Source organism: Paenibacillus sp. VMFN-D1, from assembly GCF_003386155.1.
Taxonomy (GTDB): domain Bacteria; phylum Bacillota; class Bacilli; order Paenibacillales; family Paenibacillaceae; genus Paenibacillus_AQ; species Paenibacillus_AQ favisporus.
In genome coordinates this window covers 504,184-525,345 of the sequence record NZ_QRDU01000005.1, presented here as the reverse complement: position 1 = coordinate 525,345, position 21,162 = coordinate 504,184, and the positions used below count along the sequence as shown (strand labels likewise).

The 21,162-nt window shown below is 54.6% G+C and carries 18 protein-coding genes and 1 pseudogene; 6 read left to right on the top strand and 13 right to left on the bottom strand.

The features are described from left to right. Nucleotides 1-474 precede the first annotated feature (474 nt). From C7820_RS28725 to C7820_RS28700, 6 genes and pseudogenes are all read right to left on the bottom strand, one after another. A complete protein-coding gene (locus tag C7820_RS28725; protein ID WP_089548614.1) occupies nucleotides 475-1,893 on the bottom strand; it encodes an NAD-dependent malic enzyme in 1,419 nt (472 codons plus the stop codon). Nucleotides 1,894-1,911: 18 nt separating this feature from the next. Beyond that, complete coding sequence (locus C7820_RS28720) at nucleotides 1,912-2,151, bottom strand: HPr family phosphocarrier protein (RefSeq protein ID WP_116233931.1); 240 nt, start codon at nucleotides 2,149-2,151, stop codon at nucleotides 1,912-1,914. Between the two features lie 17 nt (nucleotides 2,152-2,168). Continuing rightward, complete coding sequence (locus C7820_RS28715; protein WP_116233973.1) at nucleotides 2,169-2,870, bottom strand: TerC family protein; 702 nt, start codon at nucleotides 2,868-2,870, stop codon at nucleotides 2,169-2,171. Between the two features lie 23 nt (nucleotides 2,871-2,893). Next, nucleotides 2,894-4,420, bottom strand: a complete 1,527-nt coding sequence (locus C7820_RS28710) for a tripartite tricarboxylate transporter permease (RefSeq protein ID WP_116233930.1) — start codon at nucleotides 4,418-4,420, stop codon at nucleotides 2,894-2,896. Nucleotides 4,421-4,431: 11 nt separating this feature from the next. Further along, entirely contained in the window at nucleotides 4,432-4,893 is a 462-nt protein-coding gene (locus tag C7820_RS28705; RefSeq protein WP_116233929.1) for a tripartite tricarboxylate transporter TctB family protein, read from the bottom strand. 85 nt (nucleotides 4,894-4,978) lie between these two features. Continuing rightward, a pseudogene (locus C7820_RS28700) lies at nucleotides 4,979-6,013 on the bottom strand (tripartite tricarboxylate transporter substrate binding protein). Between the two features lie 242 nt (nucleotides 6,014-6,255). Here C7820_RS28700 and C7820_RS28695 point away from each other — a divergent pair. Next, nucleotides 6,256-7,902: an ATP-binding protein gene (locus tag C7820_RS28695; RefSeq protein WP_116233928.1), complete on the top strand. Its 1,647-nt coding sequence runs from the start codon at nucleotides 6,256-6,258 to the stop codon at nucleotides 7,900-7,902. Beyond that, nucleotides 7,877-8,596, top strand: a complete 720-nt coding sequence (locus tag C7820_RS28690) for a response regulator (RefSeq protein ID WP_116233972.1) — start codon at nucleotides 7,877-7,879, stop codon at nucleotides 8,594-8,596. The genes C7820_RS28695 and C7820_RS28690 overlap by 26 nt, the downstream gene beginning before the upstream one ends. Before the next feature lie 49 nt (nucleotides 8,597-8,645). Here C7820_RS28690 and C7820_RS28685 read toward each other — a convergent pair whose 3' ends face one another. Continuing rightward, a complete protein-coding gene (locus C7820_RS28685) occupies nucleotides 8,646-9,473 on the bottom strand; it encodes an AraC family transcriptional regulator (protein ID WP_116233927.1) in 828 nt (275 codons plus the stop codon). A 209-nt stretch (nucleotides 9,474-9,682) separates the two neighbouring features. On the opposite strand from C7820_RS28685, the gene C7820_RS28680 reads away from it, so the two are divergent. From C7820_RS28680 to C7820_RS28670, 3 genes are read left to right on the top strand one after another with little or no spacing between them, the layout of a single operon-like run. Further along, entirely contained in the window at nucleotides 9,683-10,846 is a 1,164-nt protein-coding gene (locus C7820_RS28680; protein WP_116233971.1) for a Gfo/Idh/MocA family protein, read from the top strand. A 36-nt stretch (nucleotides 10,847-10,882) separates the two neighbouring features. After that, a complete protein-coding gene (locus C7820_RS28675; protein ID WP_116233926.1) occupies nucleotides 10,883-11,731 on the top strand; it encodes a sugar phosphate isomerase/epimerase family protein in 849 nt (282 codons plus the stop codon). 5 nt (nucleotides 11,732-11,736) lie between these two features. Further along, nucleotides 11,737-12,837 carry a Gfo/Idh/MocA family protein gene (locus tag C7820_RS28670; RefSeq protein WP_116233925.1) on the top strand — a complete coding sequence of 367 codons (1,101 nt, stop codon included), beginning with the start codon at nucleotides 11,737-11,739 and terminating at the stop codon, nucleotides 12,835-12,837. 253 nt (nucleotides 12,838-13,090) lie between these two features. On the opposite strand, the gene C7820_RS28665 is transcribed toward C7820_RS28670, so the two are convergent. Then, nucleotides 13,091-13,363, bottom strand: a complete 273-nt coding sequence (locus tag C7820_RS28665; RefSeq protein WP_116233924.1) for a NifU N-terminal domain-containing protein — start codon at nucleotides 13,361-13,363, stop codon at nucleotides 13,091-13,093. Between the two features lie 153 nt (nucleotides 13,364-13,516). On the opposite strand from C7820_RS28665, the gene C7820_RS28660 reads away from it, so the two are divergent. Continuing rightward, nucleotides 13,517-14,269 carry an SGNH/GDSL hydrolase family protein gene (locus C7820_RS28660; protein ID WP_116233923.1) on the top strand — a complete coding sequence of 251 codons (753 nt, stop codon included), beginning with the start codon at nucleotides 13,517-13,519 and terminating at the stop codon, nucleotides 14,267-14,269. A gap of 186 nt (nucleotides 14,270-14,455) precedes the next feature. Here the strand turns inward: C7820_RS28660 and C7820_RS28655 are convergent, their stop codons facing one another. From C7820_RS28655 to C7820_RS28635, 5 genes are all read right to left on the bottom strand, one after another. Further along, nucleotides 14,456-16,225, bottom strand: a complete 1,770-nt coding sequence (locus C7820_RS28655) for a prenyltransferase/squalene oxidase repeat-containing protein (RefSeq protein WP_116233922.1) — start codon at nucleotides 16,223-16,225, stop codon at nucleotides 14,456-14,458. 41 nt (nucleotides 16,226-16,266) lie between these two features. After that, on the bottom strand, nucleotides 16,267-17,274 hold the full coding sequence (locus C7820_RS28650) for a sugar phosphate isomerase/epimerase family protein (protein WP_116233921.1): 1,008 nt from the start codon (nucleotides 17,272-17,274) through the stop codon (nucleotides 16,267-16,269). Between the two features lie 161 nt (nucleotides 17,275-17,435). After that, entirely contained in the window at nucleotides 17,436-18,308 is an 873-nt protein-coding gene (locus tag C7820_RS28645; protein ID WP_116233920.1) for a carbohydrate ABC transporter permease, read from the bottom strand. 39 nt (nucleotides 18,309-18,347) lie between these two features. Next, nucleotides 18,348-19,244, bottom strand: a complete 897-nt coding sequence (locus tag C7820_RS28640) for an ABC transporter permease (protein WP_116233970.1) — start codon at nucleotides 19,242-19,244, stop codon at nucleotides 18,348-18,350. Nucleotides 19,245-19,288: 44 nt separating this feature from the next. Next, nucleotides 19,289-20,917 carry an extracellular solute-binding protein gene (locus C7820_RS28635; RefSeq protein WP_116233919.1) on the bottom strand — a complete coding sequence of 543 codons (1,629 nt, stop codon included), beginning with the start codon at nucleotides 20,915-20,917 and terminating at the stop codon, nucleotides 19,289-19,291. Nucleotides 20,918-21,162: the final 245 nt, after the last annotated feature.

The following is a 21,162-nucleotide window of genomic DNA, read 5'->3' as shown; positions in this document are numbered from 1 at the left end:
TGAATCTGACGAGATTGATTTAATCTCAATCGCTCCGGTCATAAGACCTTCGCGTTTATACTCACTCGTTGTTCAGTTTTCAAAGATCAAACTTCGTTTCGTTACCACTCAGTATTTCAGCAGCAACTCTTATAATATATCATGTTCACTTCTTAATTGCAAGCTTTTTTTAATTTTCTTTTTTGCTTGCCGGCGCCTTATCAGCGGCCGGATTTATAATGTACCACGTCAGTACTTTTTTAACAAGTTGAAAAATATTCCATTTCCTTTCGCCTTATAAGTCGCCTTATAACATGGAACTCAAATTGAGTTTGTAACTAAAATGTTCTACTGTCCACCTCCCAGCCAGCTAACTAATATATGAAGTTAGGAATTCGTTCTTTGGGAATTTCGACTCCATCATGTACCCTACTATACAAATAGCCGCGATCGCTCGCGGCCTCCCATTACATATAAGCTGGAATTGATAATCGCTTAGAAACCGCGCTCCCTTCTTCTAGCTACACCTGAAGCATAGGCTGCCTGAACCACGGCTTCTTTTACCTTTTCTGCTACATGGGGGTTAAAGACACTAGGGATAATATATTGCTCGTTCAGCTCATCCTCCCCGACAACGGAAGCAATGGCCTTGGCGGCAGCTATCTTCATCTCCTCCGTCACCCTGGAGGCCCGGCAATCGAGCACGCCGCGGAACAATCCCGGAAAACAAAGGACGTTGTTTATTTGGTTCGGATAATCTGATCTTCCGGTAGCGATCACCCGGACGATCCCTTCGGCTTCCTCCGGCGCAATCTCCGGGGTTGGGTTTGCCATCGCGAAGACGATCGGATCGGGAGCCATTTTGCCGATATCCCCACGACTTAAAACTCCGGGACCCGACACACCGATAAAAATGTCAGCATCCACAATCACGTCCGATAAGGTTCCCGACTCTTTGTCCGGATTCGTATGCTCGGCGTACCAACGCCAGGCATCATGTGTATACTCGTTCCCTCGAACGATAGCACCCTCCCGATCCACCCCCACGATCCGCGTAACGCCGGCAGCTTGAAGGATCTTGGTACAAGCGATGCCGGCAGCGCCGATGCCGCAAAGGACGATTTTGCAATCCTCAAGTCTCTTTCCGACCAATTTCACTGCATTATAAAGGCCCGCCAGCAGTACCACAGCCGTCCCATGCTGGTCGTCGTGAAACACGGGGATGTCCAGCTCCTCGATCAGCCGCCTCTCGATTTCAAAGCAGCGCGGAGACGAAATGTCCTCCAAATTAATGCCTCCAAATGCGGGAGCAATCCGTTTGATCGTCGCGATGATTTCTTCCGTATCCTGCGAGTCCAGACAGATGGGAAAGGCATCCACCCCCGCGAGCTGCTTGAACAGCATCGCTTTTCCCTCCATCACGGGCATGGCGGCGAGTGGGCCGATATTCCCGAGTCCAAGCACGGCGCTCCCGTCCGACACCACCGCAACCGTGTTGCGTTTGATAGTAAGGGTATGGGCACGGGACGGGTCCTCATGAATCGCCATACATACACTGGCAACGCCGGGTGTATAGACACGGGACAGATCATCCCTGGATTTGATGGCCATTTTCGGCGTCACTTCGATTTTGCCTCCCAAATGCATCAGGAAGGTCTGGTCGGAAACCTGCAAAACCTTCACGCCGGGCAGCTTATTCAGCACCTGGACAATTAAATCCTTCGCCCCCGTGTCCGTAATGTTAACCGTCAGGTCCCGGATCGTCGTTACTTTACCGGTACCGCTGACATCAATAGCTACAATATCTCCTCCTGAATCCCCGATAGCCATGGCAATTCTTCCAAACGCTGCCGAGGCCTTGTCCATTTCCACCCGGACGATGATATTCGTGCTCCCTGATTTAGGCACAGCCATGCCTTCCACTCTCCTCCGTCAAATTTCAACCCTAAGGCCGTGCCTGGCAAACGCCTCTTTCATCGCTGTCGTGGCCGCCGCTTCGTCAGGACCGTAAATTTCAAGCTGATACTGCTCCCGGCTCAACATCGAAAAGCTCAAACCGAGGATGCTCTTGACATCGATCGCCCGGCCACCGGTTCTAAGCACGATACTGGATGTAAACCGGTTAGCCGTCTGATTAATATCCACAATCGCCTTGGTCTCCAAACCACCCATGTGTTTACCTCCGTTCTTTATCTTTGTGGGGTACTTGCACCTGCATCGGTCCGGGATTCATGCAACTGACGGTAATGCTGCAGCAGTCTGCCTCCCAGAACAATCCCAACGGCGAGTACCAGTGGAATGATCGTGTGAAGCGCATGAGGCAAGGCATCCGTGATATTGGCCAACCTCGTCTCTTTTAGAATCATTTCACCCGACGTGTACCCGAGAAGAGCAACGCCAACAATAACGATAACCGGAAAACGGCTCATTAGAGTCATCAGCAGTCTGCTGCCCCAAATAATCAACGGAATGCTGACGGCAAGTCCAAGGGCAATTAAGAGATAATTTCCCGACGCCGCTCCAGCCACGGCCACCACATTATCAAGGCTCATCACCAAGTCGGCGATCATAATCGTTTTAATGGCTTTTGCGAGTCGGGTGCTTGCTTCAAGCTTCCCCTCTTCGGCTTCACCCTGCATGAGTTTAAGCGCAATCCAGAGCAACAGGATGCCTCCTGCCAATTGAACGAAAGGTATCTGCAGCAGCCAAACGGCGGCAATGGTCAGTACGAAGCGAAGCACAATCGCACCGAAGCTGCCGAAGAAGACCGCTTTCTTCCTCTGTTCGGGCGGCAGGTTTTTGCAGGCGAGAGCGATAACGACAGCGTTATCGCCGCTCAGCACGATATTAATGACGATAATTTTTAATAGACCTAGAAGTAACCACTCCATATCCATAAGTGCCGTTTCCTTTCCTAGCCTTCCTCATTAATAAGAACTCTCCGGCCTTTCAGCTTCAGGATTAACGGAATCGTAATCCACAGCAGTCCAATGATCAGAAATACAAGGGAGACCGGCTTCTGGAGGAAGATCATAAAATCACCGTTGGAAATCGTCAGTGCGCGCCGCATGTTATTTTCCATCATGGGTCCAAGAATAAGTCCCAGGACGAGGGGAGCGAGCGGAAAGTCGTTTTTGGACAATACATAACCGACCACGCCGCAGCCCATAATTAAGAGAAGATCGAACGTTGAATACTGAACGGCGTACACTCCGAAGACCGAAAAGACAATGATTAAAGGGATCAAGTACTTGGCAGGGGTCTCGATCACCTTGGCAAACAGCTTGACGAGCGGCATGTTGAGAATCAGCAGCATCAGGTTGCCGACAAACATACTGGCTATAACGCCCCAGGCCAGCTGGGGATGATCCTGAAACAGCAATGGGCCCGGCTGCACATTGTACATAATGAAGGCACCCATCAAAATGGCCGTCGTACCGGAAGACGGAATCCCCAAACTGAGCAGTGGAATCATGGCCCCGCCGGAAGCCGCATTATTGGCCGATTCGGGTGACGCTACGCCTTCGATGGCGCCTTTCCCGAATTTCTCGGGATGCTTGCTGATCTTTTTTTCTACAATATATGCAAAAAAGGACGCGAGAATGGCTCCTGCTCCCGGCAGCAGACCGATAAAGAAGCCAAGAATAGAACCGCGCGCGATCGGTGCGGCGCTATCCTTCATATCCTGCTTCGTTGGCAGAATGCGGCTGATTTTTGCGATTTCTCCGTCGTTATGGTCCCGTTCCAAAATGGTTTTGAACACTTCACCCACCGCGAACATGCCGACTGCGATCGTCAAAAATTCCAGCCCCTGATAAAGCTCCGGAATCCCGAAGGTAAACCGCTCTACGCCGGATACGCTGTCGATCCCGATCGTCGCCAGAAGCAGGCCGAGTGCCGTCATCATCAGCGCCTTGACCATCGATTTGCCGGCCAGGCCGCTGATCGCAAGGAGTCCGAGCACCATCAGCGAAAAGTATTCGGCGGGACCAAATTTGATCGCAACAGCCGATAATGGGCGGGCCAGGAAGATGAGCCCAACCAAAGAGATAATACCTGCGGCAAACGAACCGATGGCCGATATCGCGAGCGCTGCACCCGCCCGCCCCTGCTTCGCCATTTGATATCCGTCCAAAGTCGTGACGACAGACGAGGATTCGCCCGGCGTATTGAGCAGAATGGAGGTTGTGGACCCGCCGTACATGGCGCCGTAATATACGCCAGCCAGCAGAATAATGGAACTTGTAGCCGCTTCTTCCGGACTCAGGCCCGATGTCATGGTTGCGGTAATCGGAATCAGCAGCGCCACGCCGCTCATCGGACCGATGCCTGGCAGAACGCCAACGACGGTGCCGATCAAGACTCCAAAAAATACAAAGACCAGATTATGCCACTGCATTGCCGTCCCAAGTCCATGCAGCAAATATTCAACTGTGCTCATTGTTTAACCCCCTAGAATAAGACTAACCAAGATGGAAAACCGGGCAGGGTACCATCCAGCACGTTGACATACAGATAATACACACCGTAAGAAAAGCAGGCGGAGATCACGGCCGATATCCAGATCCGGCCCCGCTGCATCGTTTGAAAGCCGATCATCAGGAACAGGAACGTTGAAATAACGAATCCGATATCCTCCAGGAAAAGGGCGTACAGCACGGCGGCCGTAAAAATAATACCGAAACGCTTGTAATCGAGCTTTTCCCGATTTTGCTGCTTCTGCTGCCTGCGGAAGGTTTCATATATCAGCCTGATGCTCATCAGCGAAAGAAATGCGCCGAGAAACATCGGAAAGATGTTCGCGCCGACGTTGCTGCCATAGGCGCTTGTCGATATGCTGGTGCTCCCGATGACAAAAGCGATGCCGATCGCACAAAATACGATGCCGGCATAGCGGTCAAATGAATGATTCATAGTCTTCACGCCTCCTCTTCAAGCAGGGAAAAAGGAAGTAAAGGAAGTCTCCATCCCTTTCCCTGCCCCTGCATGGCCTAAGCCGTTACTTCTGCATGCCGAGTGCCGTCAGCATTTCTTTCAGCTGATCATTTTGTTGAGCCAGGAAAGCCTTGAAATCGTCGCTGTTCTTATAATCGCTTTCCCAATTGTTCGCCGTCATCTCGGCCGCCCACTCTTTCGTCTCGGTCATTTTTTGGATGGCCTGATCCTAATAGCTCTTCGCTTCAGCGCTCATTTCCTTAGGTCCGAATATCCCCCGCCAAATGAGGAATTCCGCGTCAATTCCCTGCTCCTTCATCGTCGGCACGTCTTTTAAGCTTCCTCCCAGACGTTCAGGTGCGGCCACGCCGAGCACTTTGATTTTTCCGGCCTTTAAATACTGGTCAAGCGACGAGGCATCCGTACCCAGTACATCGGCGTTGCCGCCAAGCAGTGCGGTAATGGCTTCGCCGCCCCCGTCGTAAGAAACGTACTTGACGCTCTTGGGGTCAATCCCGTACTTGAATGCCGGCAGAATGGATACGAGATGATCCATAGAGCCGGGAGCCGATCCGCCGGCGATCGTGAACTTGGTCGGATCGGCTTTCAAATCATCGAGCAGTGACTTCAGATCGTTGTATTTCGAGTCAGCCGCTACGGCAATGGCGCCATAGTCCTTCGTCAGCTGAGCCAGCGGCGTCGTATCCTGATAGCCATATGGCGAATTGCCCTCCTTTTTTAAATTGTTGATCAGGATCGGCGGAGAGTTGACAAACAATTTGTAGTCATCCTTCTTGTCCTTGGTCGCGTACTCGGCCATAAACACGGCGCCGCCTCCGCCCGGTTTATTTTCAACCGTAATAGCCTTGCTGACAGCCTTTGTCTCGGTCAATACTTTCGCAATGGTACGGGCCGTCATATCCCATCCCCCGCCCGCACCCGATGGGGCCACGAGCGTTAACGCTTTGTCGGGATAATTGGATTTTTTGGCTGAAGTGCCCTCTTTTGCTGCTCCCCCGTTGGCACAAGCCGCCAAACTAAGCGCCAGAATGGCCGCAGGTATCACTTTCCAGGTTTTGCTCATCATTTTTTTATTCATCTGGATACCCCTTTCGAAAAGTTCATCTACACCCTTATCAACTTGGTGTCATCGCAATGTATGCGCTTTCTTTTTGTGGTTCTCAGCATATCACCCGCGGCAGCTTTAGCAAATGTTAAGCACATAAGATCTAAAAACACGATTATGGGCATTTTGTTCATTTTGTTCACGATAAAATGTAAGCCCTTTCAAAGCCTTTATGCTACAATTAAAGCAAAAAACGGAGGAGCGCACAGTACAACATGCGGCTGCAGACAAAACTGATTTGGATCATCTGTTCCCTGATTGCCTTTATCATCCTCAGCTTGAGCGGTATTTTTTATGTCGTGATCACAAACATTTTCGAGGATCAGATCGGTCAGCGCGCCCTAAAAGTAGCTGAAACTCTAGCGATCATGCCGGAGATTAGAAAAGCCTTTACTGAGCCGGATCCTTCGGCCGCAATCCAGCCTATTTCGGAAAGCGTCCGGATCAAAACCGGCGCCCAGTATATCGTTGTAGGGAACCGCGAAGGCATCCGGTATTCGCATCCCCTGCCGGACCGGATCGGCAAATCGATGGTCGGCGGCGACAACGGTCCGGTACTTGCGGGGCATTCGATCGTGTCCAAGGCCACCGGTTCCATGGGGCCTTCCGTTCGCGGGAAGGCTCCTGTTATTGCGGATGACGGGACGGTGATCGGCATCGTGTCTGTCGGTTTTCTGACCGACAACATTGACCGGATAAACGACGTGTACCAAAATGAAATATTGCTGGTCTCCTTGATCGGTCTGGCTGTCGGGGCAAGCGGAGCCGTACTGATCGCACGCAGCGTCAGACGTTCCATTCATGGACTTGAGCCCAAGGAAATCGGGGCGCTGTATACAGAGAAAAAGGCGGTCCTGGAATCGATCCGCGAAGGAATTATCGCCATTAACCGGGATGGCTTCATTACGATGGCTAACCGTTTCGCTCTTCAGCTGATGAATCTGTCGGAGAATGAAGCGATCATGGGAAAACATATTGAGGATATCCTTCCGAACACGCGGCTGCTCGAGGTAGTCCGGAGCGGCGAAGCCGAGTTCGACCGGGAGATGCTGATCGGCGACCATGAAGTGATCGTGAACAGGCTTCCTATCATGGATATGAACAATCAATTAACCGGGGCGGTCTCCAGCTTCCGCAGCAAGCCGGAATTATACAGGCTGGCCGAAGAGTTGTCCCAGGTCAAGCGTTTTGCGGAGTCGCTCCGGGCGCAGACGCACGAATACTCCAACAAGCTCTATGTCATATCCGGTCTGATCCAACTGGAGTCTTACCAGGAAGCGGTGGACCTGATCAACCGCGAAGTGAACGTCCACCAGCATTTGATTCAGTTTGTGATGAGGGAAATCCCGGACCCGGTCATCGGCGGGCTGCTGATCGGCAAGTACAATCACGCCCAAGAGCTGAAGCTTTCCTTTGAGATTGATCCGGAGAGCACGTTCGCTGACATCCCGGACCATATGGACCGCAGCCTGCTCGTGACCATTATCGGAAATTTGATCGACAACGCGATGGAAGCCGTTCTTGCGCAGCAAACCTTTTCGGAATCCAAAGGCGAAGTCACGCTGTTCCTGACAGATTTGGGTGAGGACCTGATCATCGAATGCGAGGATAACGGAATCGGCATTCCGGAAGACATCGGAGATACGATCTATGAAAAGGGCTTCTCTACCAAACCGGGGGAACACCGCGGGATCGGGCTTGCCCTTGTCGTTCATGCGGTCAATAAGTTAGGCGGTTACATTACGTTCCATCGGAATACGGCGGGCGGCGGTACGGTCTTTACGGTGGCGATCCCCAAACAACCCGATCTATTCAGAAAGGAGCATCCTCATGGAAATGTCCGAACCAAACCCAATGATTGAGGTGTTAATCGTGGAGGATGACACCAAAATCGCAGAGATAAACAGGCGATTCGTAGAACAAGTGCCGGGATTTAAAGTCGTCGGCATCGCCACGGATGAAATGCAGGCGAAATCGCAGCTGGAAATCCTGGAGCCCCAATTGGTGCTTCTCGATATCTACCTGCATCAAGCCAGCGGCTTGGATCTGCTGCTGTTCATCCGCCAGCACTACCGCAGCACGGATGTCATCATGATTACCGCCGCCCGGGAAATCGAACCGATCCGGGAAGCCATCCGCAGCGGTGCGTTCGATTACCTCATGAAGCCGCTCATCTTCGACAGGCTGAAGGAAACGCTGCTGCATTATGCCGCATTTCAACGGGAGTTATCCCGGCTGGATACGGCTGGGAGCATTGGCCAGAGCGATGTGGACCGCCTGCTGGCAGGTCCCGTCAAAGCGGAGCCGCTTCCTGTGAATACGGCCGACGTTTTCCTGCCCAAAGGCATCGATAAATTGACGCTTGAAAAGGTCGTTCAAACCATTTCGACGGTGAACGACGGGCTAACCGCCCATCAAGTGGCCAAACGGATCGGCATCAGCCGCTCGACCAGCCGTAGATATCTGGAGCATCTCGTCGGGTTCGGCATTGTCTATGCCGACCTGTCCTATGGGGTCGTAGGACGGCCGGAGCGCGTATACCGGAGCAAAAAATAACCCGTCTGCAGGCGCAGGCGGGTTTTCCTTGCTCCATACCGGATAATTCTTACCGCGTGCACGCCCGATACTCCGTCGGCGACATGCCGGTATGCCCCTTGAACTGACGGGAAAAGTGCGACAGCTGCATTCCGAGCTGATCGGCAATGTCCGCTACGGGTGCGTTCGTAAATGAAAGCAGGCGTCTGGCTTCCTCCATACGCTTGCGCTGGACGTAATGCATCGGTGTGCAGCCCATCGCTTTTTTAAAATAAGGGATAAAGTAGTTCGGATGCAGATGGACGATCTCGGCCAGCTTTTCGATCTCCATCGGTTCATGAAGATGGTCATGGATGTACTGGAGAACGCCGCCCAGCTTGTTCCCTTCCGTATGGTGCATGAAATCGATCCAATAGTCGGTGTATCCTCCTTCTTCTAAGCAGCAGGCCAGCATGTGCAGCAGACCCGCCTGCATGCGCAGGGCCGCGAAAGGACCTCCCGCCTGAAATTGGCCGATCATCTCGTTAAAAGTGTTTCGAATAAACTCCGGGTCGCCGACATCGCTGATGTACAGCTTGCTGTCTGCATGAAACAAGGGCCACTCCCCTACCTGGGCGTCAAAATGGCAGAAATACCGCGTGTATGGATTTTCCTTGGACGTGTAGGTCGTCTGGCTCGTCCCCGCAGGCATGATCATCAGCTGGTTCGGCTTGGGGTAATAGGTTACGCCGTTGATGACGACCGATCCTTCGCCTTCAGTAATGTAATAGAGCCGGTGGAAGCTCGGGGCGACTTCGGCCCGGTTCCAGTCTGGGAAGCCGCTTTTGAGCTGGACGTGACTGATATGTACCCGAAGCCCTTCCGGCAGCCGTGCGCCGAGCTGCATGGCCTGTGCCATAAATGACCCTCCTTATATATAGAAAATAGTCGTCTAATGTAATGCCATTGTATCATCCCCATTTTACGAAAACACCTTAATTTTGTGCAAAACCCTCTTAATCTTAGCCATTTGCTTCCCATGCCATTCGGGCTAAGCTTGAGGGAGATGTAATGGCTTACATGCCTGCAAACTTTGATCATAATCCATGGGAAGGCGGGATCATTGAGATGGAGCAAGTACGATATGGCGTTATCGGCATCGGGAATATGGGAAGCAGTCATGCACTGAATTTGGTGGATAAAATCAAGGGGGCGCAGCTGACGGCGATATGCGATACAAGCCCCGCCCGTCTGGAGTGGGCACAGGCCCATCTGCCGGAATCGGTGCAAAAGTTCGACACACCGAAGGCGTTCTTCGCTTCGCAAGCGATGGATGCCGTCCTGATTGCTGTTCCGCATTATGATCATCCGGTGCTGGCGATCCAGGCTTTTGAGAACGGTTACCATGTCATCGTTGAAAAACCGGCCGGAGTCTACACCAAGGCGGTTCGTGAAATGAATGAGGCCGCTTCCCAATCGGGCAAGCTGTTCGGCATTATGTACAACCAGCGGACCTCCCCGCTGTATACGAAGCTGCGCGACCTGGTGCAGTCCGGAGAATTGGGAAATATCAAGCGGACCAACTGGATCATTACCAACTGGTACCGCTCGCAGAGCTACTATAATTCCGGCGGATGGCGGGCCACCTGGGCTGGCGAAGGCGGCGGCGTGCTGCTGAATCAGGATCCGCACCAGCTGGACCTGTGGCAGTGGACGACCGGCCTGATGCCGAAGCGCGTGCGTGCTTTCTGCCACTTTGGTAAATACCGCAATATTGAAGTCGAAGATGACGTCACCGCTTATGTCGAATATGAAAACGGAGCTACCGGCGTATTCGTGACCACCGTAGGCGAGGCACCCGGAACGAACCGGTTCGAGCTCTCCGGAGATAACGGCAAAATCGTCGTCGAAGACGACAAAATCACCTTCTGGCGCCTGCGCGTGCCCGAGCCGCAGTTCAACGCGGAATATACAGGCGGTTTCGGTCAGCCGGAATGCTGGAAATGCGACATTCCGGTGCACGGGGGACACGGCCCTCAGCATAACGGGATTTTACAGAACTTCACCAATGCCCTGCTGCACGGCGAGAAGCTGATCGCCCCGGGCGAAGAAGGCATCCGCGGCCTGACGATCTCGAACGCGATGCATCTGTCGGCCTGGACGGACGATTGGGTTGACCTTCCGCTCGACGAGGATCTGTTCTACGACAAGCTGCAGGAGAAGATCAAAAACTCGACGTTCCGCAAGGAAACCGCCGGCGGTAAGGTGCTGGACGTATCCGGAACTCACTGATAGACAGCCCATTTTCGATAAGAGGAGAATCGCCCTATGAAACTATCGGTATTTACCGTCGTCACCCCGGATCTGACTCCTGAAGAGCTTGTACTGGCCGCCAAGGAAGCCGGACTGGACGGCGTGGAATGGCGCTTCAAGGAAGTTCCCGCAAGCGCTGCAGGCGAGAAGCCATCGTTCTGGAGCAACAATTTATGCTCGATCGACCCCTCCCTTCCCGCGGAGCAAATGCAGAAATTCAAAGACCTGGCCCTTTCGCAGGGACTTGAGGTCGTCAGCATCACTCCCTATCTGAACCATCTGGATCTGAAGGATACGGAGCATGTATTCCGCACGGCCCAGCAGCTTGGAGCGAAAATGATCCGCCTCGGCGTGGCCGGGTATAACGGGACCGCAGACTACAACGAGCTGTACGACAAGACGCTCCGTTATTTAAAAGAGGCCGAGCAAATGGCCAAGCAATACGGCGTCAAAGGCATCATCGAAACCCATCACGGCACGATCGCGCCGAGCGCCGGTCTCGCCCACCGCCTGGTCAGCCACTGCAGCCCGGACCATATCGGCGTCCTGTACGATCCGGGCAACATGATCCACGAAGGCTTCGAGCATTCCCGGATGGGCCTTCAGCTTCTCGGTCCCTACCTCGCCCACGTTCACATCAAAAACGCCGAGTGGGTCCGCGAGGGAACGCGTGAAGACGGAACGGTCAAATGGCGTTCGAAATGGGCGCCGATGCGCGAAGGCATCGTAGATTTCACCTCACTGCTCAATGACCTGAAATCGGTCGGCTATGACGGCTACCTGGGCATCGAGGATTTCAGCGAACAATACACGTCGCGTGAGCTGCTGAAGGAATTCGCCCAGCTCATGCGCGAAAGGATGTGACCTTCATGACCGCACAAAATAAAGACGGAATGAACTACGCGCCGGAAGGCAAGCCGAACCATGTCGTGGAACCGGGCGAGTTTGTGTTTGCGGCGGCGGCCCTGGACCACGGGCATATTTATGGCATGTGCAACGGGCTGATCGAAGCCGGGGCGACGCTGAAATGGGTTTACGATCCGGAGCCGGCGAGAAGCCAGGCTTTTGCCGACAAGTTCCCGCAGGTTCAGATCGCGGACAGCCTTGAGCAGGTGCTCGGGGATCCGGAGGTCCGATTGGTGGCCGCAGCCGCGGTGCCAAGCGAACGCTGTGCTCTTGGGCTGCAGGTGATGGACGCAGGAAAAGACTATTTTACGGACAAAACGCCGTTCACTTCGCTGAACCAGCTGGAAGCGGCGCGCCGGAAGGTGAAGGAAACCGGCCAAAAATACGCCGTCTATTACAGCGAGCGGCTTCATGTGGAGTCAGCGGTCTATGCCGGACAGCTCGTGCAAAAAGGAGCCATCGGCCGTGTCATCCAGGTGACCGGCTTCGGCCCGCACCGGCTGAATGCGCCGTCGCGTCCGGACTGGTTTTTTGAGAAGGAGAAATACGGCGGCATTCTGTGCGATATCGGGAGCCACCAAATCGAACAGTTCCTGTTCTATGCCGGCTGCAAGGACGCCAAGGTTCTGCACAGCAAAGTAGCGAATTACAACAACCCGGCCTATCCCGAGCTCGAGGATTTCGGCGACGCGACCCTGGTAGGCGACAATGGCGCCACCCAGTATTTCCGGGTCGACTGGTTTACGCCGGACGGTCTCGGCACCTGGGGCGACGGCCGGACGATCATCCTCGGCACTGAAGGCTATATCGAGCTGCGCAAATACATCGACATCGCCCGCGATCCGCGCGGCGACCATGTCTACCTGGTGAACGGGGACGGCGAACAGCACTTCGAAGTCAAAGGCAAGGTAGGCTACCCTTACTTCGGCCAGCTCATTCTCGACTGCCTGAACCGGACCGAGAATGCCATGACCCAGGAACACTGCTTTAAAGCAGCCGAGCTGTGCCTCAAGGCGCAGGAAGCGGCCGTACGTATCGATCAGGTGCTGCAGACGAATTCGTAGCCACAATTTTTGCCCGACCGCGTGTTCAATTAACGGGCTGCCAGGATTGACCACTTTTCCATAAGCAAAAAAGCTCCCGTATCGCGCTCCCCCTCTGTGTAAAGAGGTTAAGAGCACGGCGGGAGCTTTTTCATTCCATCCGGATTTGGAACTATTCCGTCAGGGCATCCATCGAATAAAGAATAGCCATGCCATTCGGTTATATGTCATGCACGTGCTGAGGCTCTGGCTATTATTCGGTCACATTCGGTCACTACTCCCCGTAGACGTTGGTAAACGCCTCTTCGATTTTCGGAACGATGTTGTCCCAATCGGCATCCGGCATTTTGCTGACGGTGACGAACGTCCCGATGCCAAAAATGTTGTCCACCCCATCGATGCTGAGCAGCGCGCTGGCGAGCGGATGGTCGGTGTCGTCCCCTTTTTTCAGTGAGGTACTTTTCGGTCCTTCAAACAGGCTCTGGCTCGCATTGACTTTAAGCGAGTGCGGGTTCGGGGTCTGCTGAATTTGAATGGATACGGCCATGCTTAATCACTCCTTTCTGCCTATAACTGTACCATATTGTCCATTTTCCACCAAAACCAATTCGCCCTTCAGAAGTGAAAGCGACATCATTTGCGCTTGGCGAAACGCTGGATTACAATAAAAGGAATTGAACGGTTAGGGAGAGGTGAAGAAATGAGCGACAGCAGACTGCAGCCCGGAATGGACGCCACGTACATCGTTTCCGGGGACTCGATTTCCAAGGGGGTCGTGTATGATGAAACGCGCAGCAAATATGTCATCCTTGAGGATAATTACGTATCCCTTCTTCAGGACAAACTAAAGGGAGCCGTGAAAAACACGGCGAGATTCGGCAATACGCTGATGAAGGGCATCGGCAGCCTGAAGAAAGAAATTATGAAGGGCAAGCCCAGCATGGTGCTGATTGAATACGGCGGCAACGATTGCGATTTTAACTGGAGCGAAATTGCCAACAATCCGGACGCGGAGCACCGGCCCAAGACGGATTTTACGCTGTTTGAGAAAATGCTGACGGATACGGTGAATTTTCTGAAAAGCCAGTCGATTACGCCGGTCCTCATGAGCCTCCCTCCCCTCAACGCGGATAAATACTTCAAATGGGTCAGCCAGGATAACCCCGAAGCGGAGCGAAACATCATGAAGTTTCTCGGCAGCGTCACCAAAATCTACTGGTGGCAGGAGCGTTACAATTCGACGATCCTCAAGGTGTCCGAGCTGACCAAGACCAAATACATCGACGTGCGGGGTGCTTTTCTCGCCCATCCGGACTTTACCCAATTCATCTGCTCCGACGGCATCCATCCGAACCGGGACGGCCATCGTATCATTTACGACAAGGTCCTCGAGTTCGTCAAGGCCAATTACGGGCATTTGCTGAAAGACAATACGATAGGCTGCGAGGCGTGAATGATAGGATCATGCGAGTTTAGTTGAAATTAGATGGATTTGTACTAAAAAAGGCTGCCCCATCAGGTGACTTCACCTGGGGAACAGCCTTTTTGTCATTTGGAGTTTTCGTCATCATGAGTTTCGTCATTATGAGTTTCGCCATTCGGGATTTCATCACTTGTGATTTCGCCATCCGTCATTTCGTCACTCGTAATTTCCACGGCCTTCCTTCGGGGAGAGCCGCAGAGTGAACGTCCAGTCATACGGCGTCATCAAATTGACGACCAGCGTGCGGCAGCCGGCAGGAAAGCCGGTGTTGTTCAGCGCATTCGCCCAGTGCCCGTGCTGCCCGCCCTCCATCTCGATCCAGTCCAGACCGGCGCTGCAGCGGACGCCGCCCGACTTCCAGAACAGCACGCCGCCGGACTCGTCTGCGGGAAACAATCCTTCCCCAGCGAACGCCGTTTCGCCGCCGAAGACGAAGGATACCTGCGTCATCATGCCCTCAGGCTCCCGGCACTGCACGCGAAGCCGGAACCCCTCTTCATCTGCGGTCAGCTCCGCTTCGGCGCGATGGTGCTGCTCATGCGTCATCTCGCGCAAATGGTGCGGCAGCAAGTACCACGGGCTCGTCCCGCCGCCCGCCGCCGTCTGCGGCAGTACCGTCCGGGGGAGCGGTCCGTAATAGCCTTTGGCCTCGTCGCCGGCCAACCGATATCCGTCCGGCAGCTCCTCGAGCGTGTTCATTTTGACGTAGCCGGGTTCGAACGAGGAAGCCAGCCGGACGCCCAGCAGCCGCACGGTCCCATGCCGGAGGGACAGGAACGAGTCCGTCTCCGCCATGACGGTCAGGCTGGTCTGACCGTCCCGCTGCCGCCCGACCGGAGCGCCGAAATCGGTGTGCAGCCGGCTGTGGTAAATACGGCCGTAATGGCCCGCGCTTTCCAGCTGCCGGAGGTACTGCCCGCGGTTAAAATGCCGGTTGATCATCACGCGGTAGCGATCGGGAAGAGGAGACGGCTGAACCCGCCGCTCACGCAGCTGCGGATAGCGCAGATAGCCGATCATGGCGTTGTTCGGCAGCCAGCCCGGATGGACAATCGCCTGACCGGCGGCATCGGCGAGCGCCGCAAACAGCGGATCCCGGTCCATATGCTCCATCAGCCGGCTGATCAGAAAATACCCGGACAGGTCATGCCTCACCCCGTAATCCTGGCGGCCGGAATAATCGGTGACCACCTCGCCGTCCGGATGAATCAGGTAAGCCATCATCCGCAGGTTCCGGCGGACCGGCTCCAGCAGCTCCGGCCGGTTCAGCTGTTCCGCGGCATAATACAGCACGATGTCGCTGACCCCGTTATAGATTCCGTTGCTCCGCTCGGTCCATTCCCCGTCCTCCGTGCAGTCCATCCCTTCAGCCAGCCAGGCTTCGGCCCTGTCCTTCAGTTCCTCCTTGCCGGTGAGCCGGTACAAAAAGCCAAGGGCGGCCGTAAGCACCCACCGGTGGTTGGGGGTATGGCAGCCGCCTGTCAGCAGTACGGGGGCGGTCCGGGTAAGGAACAACCGGACCAGGCCGGCGGCCTTCTCCAGCTGCTCCCAGTTTTCGAGATGGGCTTCGAGCAGCTCGTGCACCTGGGCGAGACCGCCTGCCACGAACGCCGTATCCGGCGGGGAGTGCATATTCGTCCAGCCCGGGGAGATGGAACCGTCCGCATGCTGGAATCTCAATAGGAATTCGGCCCCGTGCTCCAGCCGGCTGAGCAGCTCTTCGTTATGATAATAACGCGAATCGGGATTGATCAGCGCCGCGGCCCAGAGCGCCATGACCATCGGCGTGCCGCCATGGCTGGCCCAGGCGATGCCGTTGACCGGGTCCGTGACGCCCCCATGATAACGGCTGCCCTCGTCCAGCACTTGGCGGCTTAGGCTTTCCTCCACGCATCGGTCGTTTATGGCAACCAATTGTTCATACATGCTTTATCCACTCGCTTTCGGTTCATCATGCCACTGTATCCTTACTCCACACCACTTTCGTTAAACGGAATGTGCGCCGCCGTCCCGGTCCGGCCGCCTGCTGCGCGCAGACGCTCCAGCTTGGCCGTCAGCAGCCCATGGCTGCGGTCGATCTCCTCCGGTGTACAGGCTGATTTCAGCTCATAGACCTTCACGGGCGCAGCTTCGATCACCGGCAGAAACCGGTCGAAATAAGCCATATCGTTACTGTGGACATAGGGGCACCAATGGTCGGACAAGCCCACGCTCTCGTGGATATGAATCCCGGCGATATGGTCCATGATCAGGCTCATGTCCGCCGCATTGTCGTACAGACCCATCCGCTCCATCATCATGCCATGGCCGAAGTCGTACCACAAGCCGATCTTGGCGCCTTGAAGGCGGTCAATGATGCCGCGCGCTTCCCTCAGCGTCGGCATCTGGTAGCACCGCGACCGGGTCTCGATGCCGATTGTTACGTCCCATCCTTGGGCTGCGATCCGCCCGCAGGCCTCTTCCAGGCTGTGCGCGATCCGCTCCGCATAATGCCCGCTCAGCGAATCCCGGCGCTCCAGCATCTCTTCCCACAGGCTGCGGTATGCCGGCGAATCGGGCCCGTGCTCCTTGTAGAGCGCCTTCAGCTCCTGATCGATATTGGCCTCAAACGGTACCTCTCCCGGGTGGACGACCACGGCTTCCGCTCCGTAACGGGCGGCATATTCCGCTGACTGCACCAGCAGATCGACCGCCCGCCTCCGCTTGGCTTCATCCTCAAATCCGAGCAGCACCGAATCGGTCCCGTAATCGGGATCGTCAATAAACGGGAACGTATTATGCACGCTGGAAATCCCGATTTCGCCGCGCTCGATCATCGGTTCGATCGTGGACAGCATTTCCCGGGTGACGTTATAGTTGAGCTCCACGCGCTTAAAGCCCAGCCCCCGGATTTCCTCGATCATATCGCTTCCCACGGCGTGGCGTTTAATATTCCAGCAGGTTGAAAAGGAATACTCTCCCTTATCCAGAACCATCAAGCCGCCTCCTTCTACTCGATTAAAAGCGTTTCGCCCCTCGAAGGGCATCGCTCACTCAATCTCAATCTCAATCTCAAACCAAGCCTCATATCCTTCTGCCGAAAAACCGGTACAGCTGACCCTTACAGCCGACAAATTTATTTTCCATTCCGATTCGCCTACCCCTTAACCGCGCCGATCATGACCCCATTCACGAAATACCGCTGCAGCCAAGGGTATACGAGCAGAATCGGAACGGTGGCAAAAATAACGCTCGCCGCCTTCAGGCTCTCCGGCTGCATCGGATTCACCATCGCGCCCTCCATCTGCATCAGGTCGGACACCATGTTGTTCTGGATCAGCTGATACAGCTTCAGCTGCATCGGATACAGCTCCGGGCTGGTAATGTACAGCAGCGTATCCGTGAACCCGTTCCACCGGCCCACCGCATAGAACAAGCTGAGCGTGGCGATGACCGGCATCGACAGCGGCAGGATAATGCTGATGAGCGTCCGGAAGTGGCTGCTTCCGTCCAGTTCAGCCGACTCCTCCAGGCTGTCCGGGATGTTGTTGAAGAACGAGATCAGGATGATCAGGTAAAAAGGGTTGATCAGCCCGGGCAGAATCAGCGCCCACATCGTATCGATCAGATGGAGGCTGCGGACCAGAATGTATTCCGGGATGATGCCGCCGCTGAAGAACATCGTCACCACGATCAAAAACATGATCAGTTTGCGGCCTTTCAGCTTTTTCTGGGTGAGGGGATACCCCGCCGCAACGGTCATCAGCATGCACATGACGGTATGCATCACGGTGAGCAGCACCGTAAAGCCAAGCGAGCGGATCATCGACAAGTCGCTGAACACCTGCCGGTAAGCCCCCCAGTTCAGCTCGACCGGGAGCAGGCTCACTTCTCCGGAGAGGACCGGGCGGCTCGAACTGAGGGATATAGCCAGAATATGAAGGAACGGGGCCAGGCAGACCACCACGACGATGCCGAGCAGCACCGCATTGACGATATCGAATCCCCTGCCGGACGTTTGCGATCGCATCTTCGTTCACTCCTTTCTCGTAAAAATGCTCCTGCAGCGTTACAAAATGCCTTCATCGGTCAGCTTCTTCGAGACGAAGTTCGCCCCGAGGACGAATACCAGCCCCACCACCGCCTGGAACAGGCCGACAACGGTAGCCAGCGTATACTGTCCCGATTCGAGACCGATCCGGTACACGAACGTGCTGAGCACGTCGGAATAATCGCGTACCATCGTGTTGCCGATAATGTACGGGCGTTCGAAGCCGATCGAAATCATGTGGCCCAGGTTGATGATCAGCAGGGTCACGATCGTCGGTTTGATGCCGGGGAGCGTAATGTGCCAGATGCGCCTCATCCGCGTAGCCCCGTCCACCTCCGCCGCTTCGAACAGCTCTTTGTTAATGCCGGTCAATGCCGCCAGGTAGATGATCGTCCCCCAGCCCGCGCTTTGCCATACCCCGACCAGCAGATAGGTGATCAGCCAGGTATTTTTATCCGTCAAAAAGGGAACCTCCGGAAAACCAAAGGCCGTAATGACGTTGTTGATCATGCCGGACTGGGTGCCAAATACCTGGTACACGATGCCCCCGATAATCACCCAGGAAATGAAATGGGGAATGTAGAGGATCGTTTGGGACAGCTTCCTGAACCACGCGCTCCGCAGCTCATACAGCATAATCGCCAGGATCAGCGGAGCCGGAAACGAAACGAGCAAATCGAGAAAATTCAGCATCAAGGTGTTGCGCAGCGTTTTGTAAAAGTCCCGCATGCCGAACACTTCCTTGAAAGCGTCCAGTCCGATCCATTCGCTGCCGTTAATGCCTTGAAACAGATTGAAGTCCTTGAAAGCGATCTGAATGCCGTACATCGGTCCATACCGGAAGATGATAAAATAAGCCAGCGGCAGAAGCAGAAGCGCATACAGCTGCCAGTATCTGCCCAAATAACGCGTCATTTTCACAAGCCTTCCTCCTCTGTTGACGGGCCTAACCGCACGGTTTATTTCGACTTCATTTCGCCGTACACTTTGGTCCGCTCATCCAGAACGGCCTGGCCGCCGCTGGCCATATAATCCTTCATGAGGGAATCGTACACCGCTTCGAACTGCTCCGGTTTTACCGTCGTCGTCTTGACGATCATTTCATTGAACTTGTCGAGCAGCGTATTGCCGTATTTGGCCTGGGCTTCGATCGGCCGGTCCATCAGTACTGGCGGCACCGTATCCGAGTTGGAAATCTTTAAGGCTTCCCGGGCACCGTCCTGATACTTCGGCGGAAACTGCAGCGCTTTGGCCTCTTTGTTCTTCTCAGGGCTTCCCAGCTGCTGTCCGTTGGTAATGAGGGTCATATCGCCGGCGTTGAACATCCGGTTCTTCGCTTCCTCCGTCGGATTTTCCAGCGCTACCGGGATGCCGTCCTTCATTGTATAGTTCTCGCCCTCGACCCCTGTCTGCATGTTGAAGAGCACGTCACCCGATGCCATCCAGTCCAGGTATTTCACCGCTTCTACCGCATGCTTGCTGGATTTGGGGATCATAACGTACAAGCCCACCGGCGCGTATTCCGGCTTGGCATGCTCACCTTTTTCATTCGTGTATACATCCACCGCCTGGAGCTCCGCACCCTTGACGTTGGACTGCAGCGTCTCGTAGGTACCGTCGGCATAGTAAATATTTGTGTCGTCCTCGCTGAAGAAGCCAACCTTTCCGGTGGAGATATCCTCGCTCATCTTCTTCTTGTCCTCGTCCAGCCCGAAGTCCCGGCTCATCAATCCCTCGTTGTACAGCTTGTTCATGAACTGGAGCGCATCCTTGAAGCCGGGAAGCAGAATCGGATAATCACGGGAGCCGAGCTGCTGCGTCAGCGTATATTTCTGCTCCTCCGTCGTCTCCTTGATGAAAGACCAGATCAGCGGCTCATACTGCGCCGGAGCGATCGTCATGCCGAGCGGGATCACTTTGCCCCCGGTTCCGCCCGGATCTTTTTCCTTAAAAGCTTTCAGCGTCGAGTACAATTCGTCCGTCGTCTGCGGCACAGGCAGGCTCAGCTTGTCGAGCCAGTCCTTGCGGATAAACGAGGAATACTTGCCGAGGTTCGACCGCTTGGCCGGAACGGCATACAGCTTCCCTTCCACCTTTCCATAGTTCAGCACCTCGTCGCCAAGAAACTTTTTCAGGTTCGGCCCGTACTCGTCGATCAGCTCCGTCAAGTCCGTCAGCCCGCCCTGCAGCGCATATCGGTAAAAGGTGCTGGAATCATACGTGAACACGATGTCCGGCACATCCCCGCCGCTCGCCATCAGCACGTTCAGCTTCTCGACTTCCTCCGAACGCGGGACGGGAACGTAATTCATCTGAATCTGATTAGGAGTGCCGAACTTCTCCTGAACCCAGCGGGTCCAATAATTATCTTTGATGGTATACCCCGAAGGCGAATTGCCGCGGTCGAACACCTCTACCGACAGGGTCACCTGTTTGCCTGAGGACCCGGATCCTGATCCGGATCCTTCCGAGGCCGCCTGTTCCGATTTGGGCGAACATGCAGACAACAGCATACTGCCCGCGACCAGCACGGCTGACATGAAGCGAACCGATTTTGCCAAAGATCTTGTGTTCCTGTTCCCAACCATTCGTATCATCCCTTCATCTTTTCATGCCGGCTCCGCTGAATGGCAAGCGGATTATTGTTTACGCTTTCAATCGGGCCGGTTACCGCATCAGCGGGAATGCCCACAGTATGTCACGGGATGCGGCGGCTGGACAATAAACCAGTTTCGGATCGATAAACCGTTTGGGCGTAGAGGCAGGAAACCTATGACACCCTGTAGAGCAAACCGTTTTCCGGCAATAAACTATTTTCAAAATACCGCTCAGG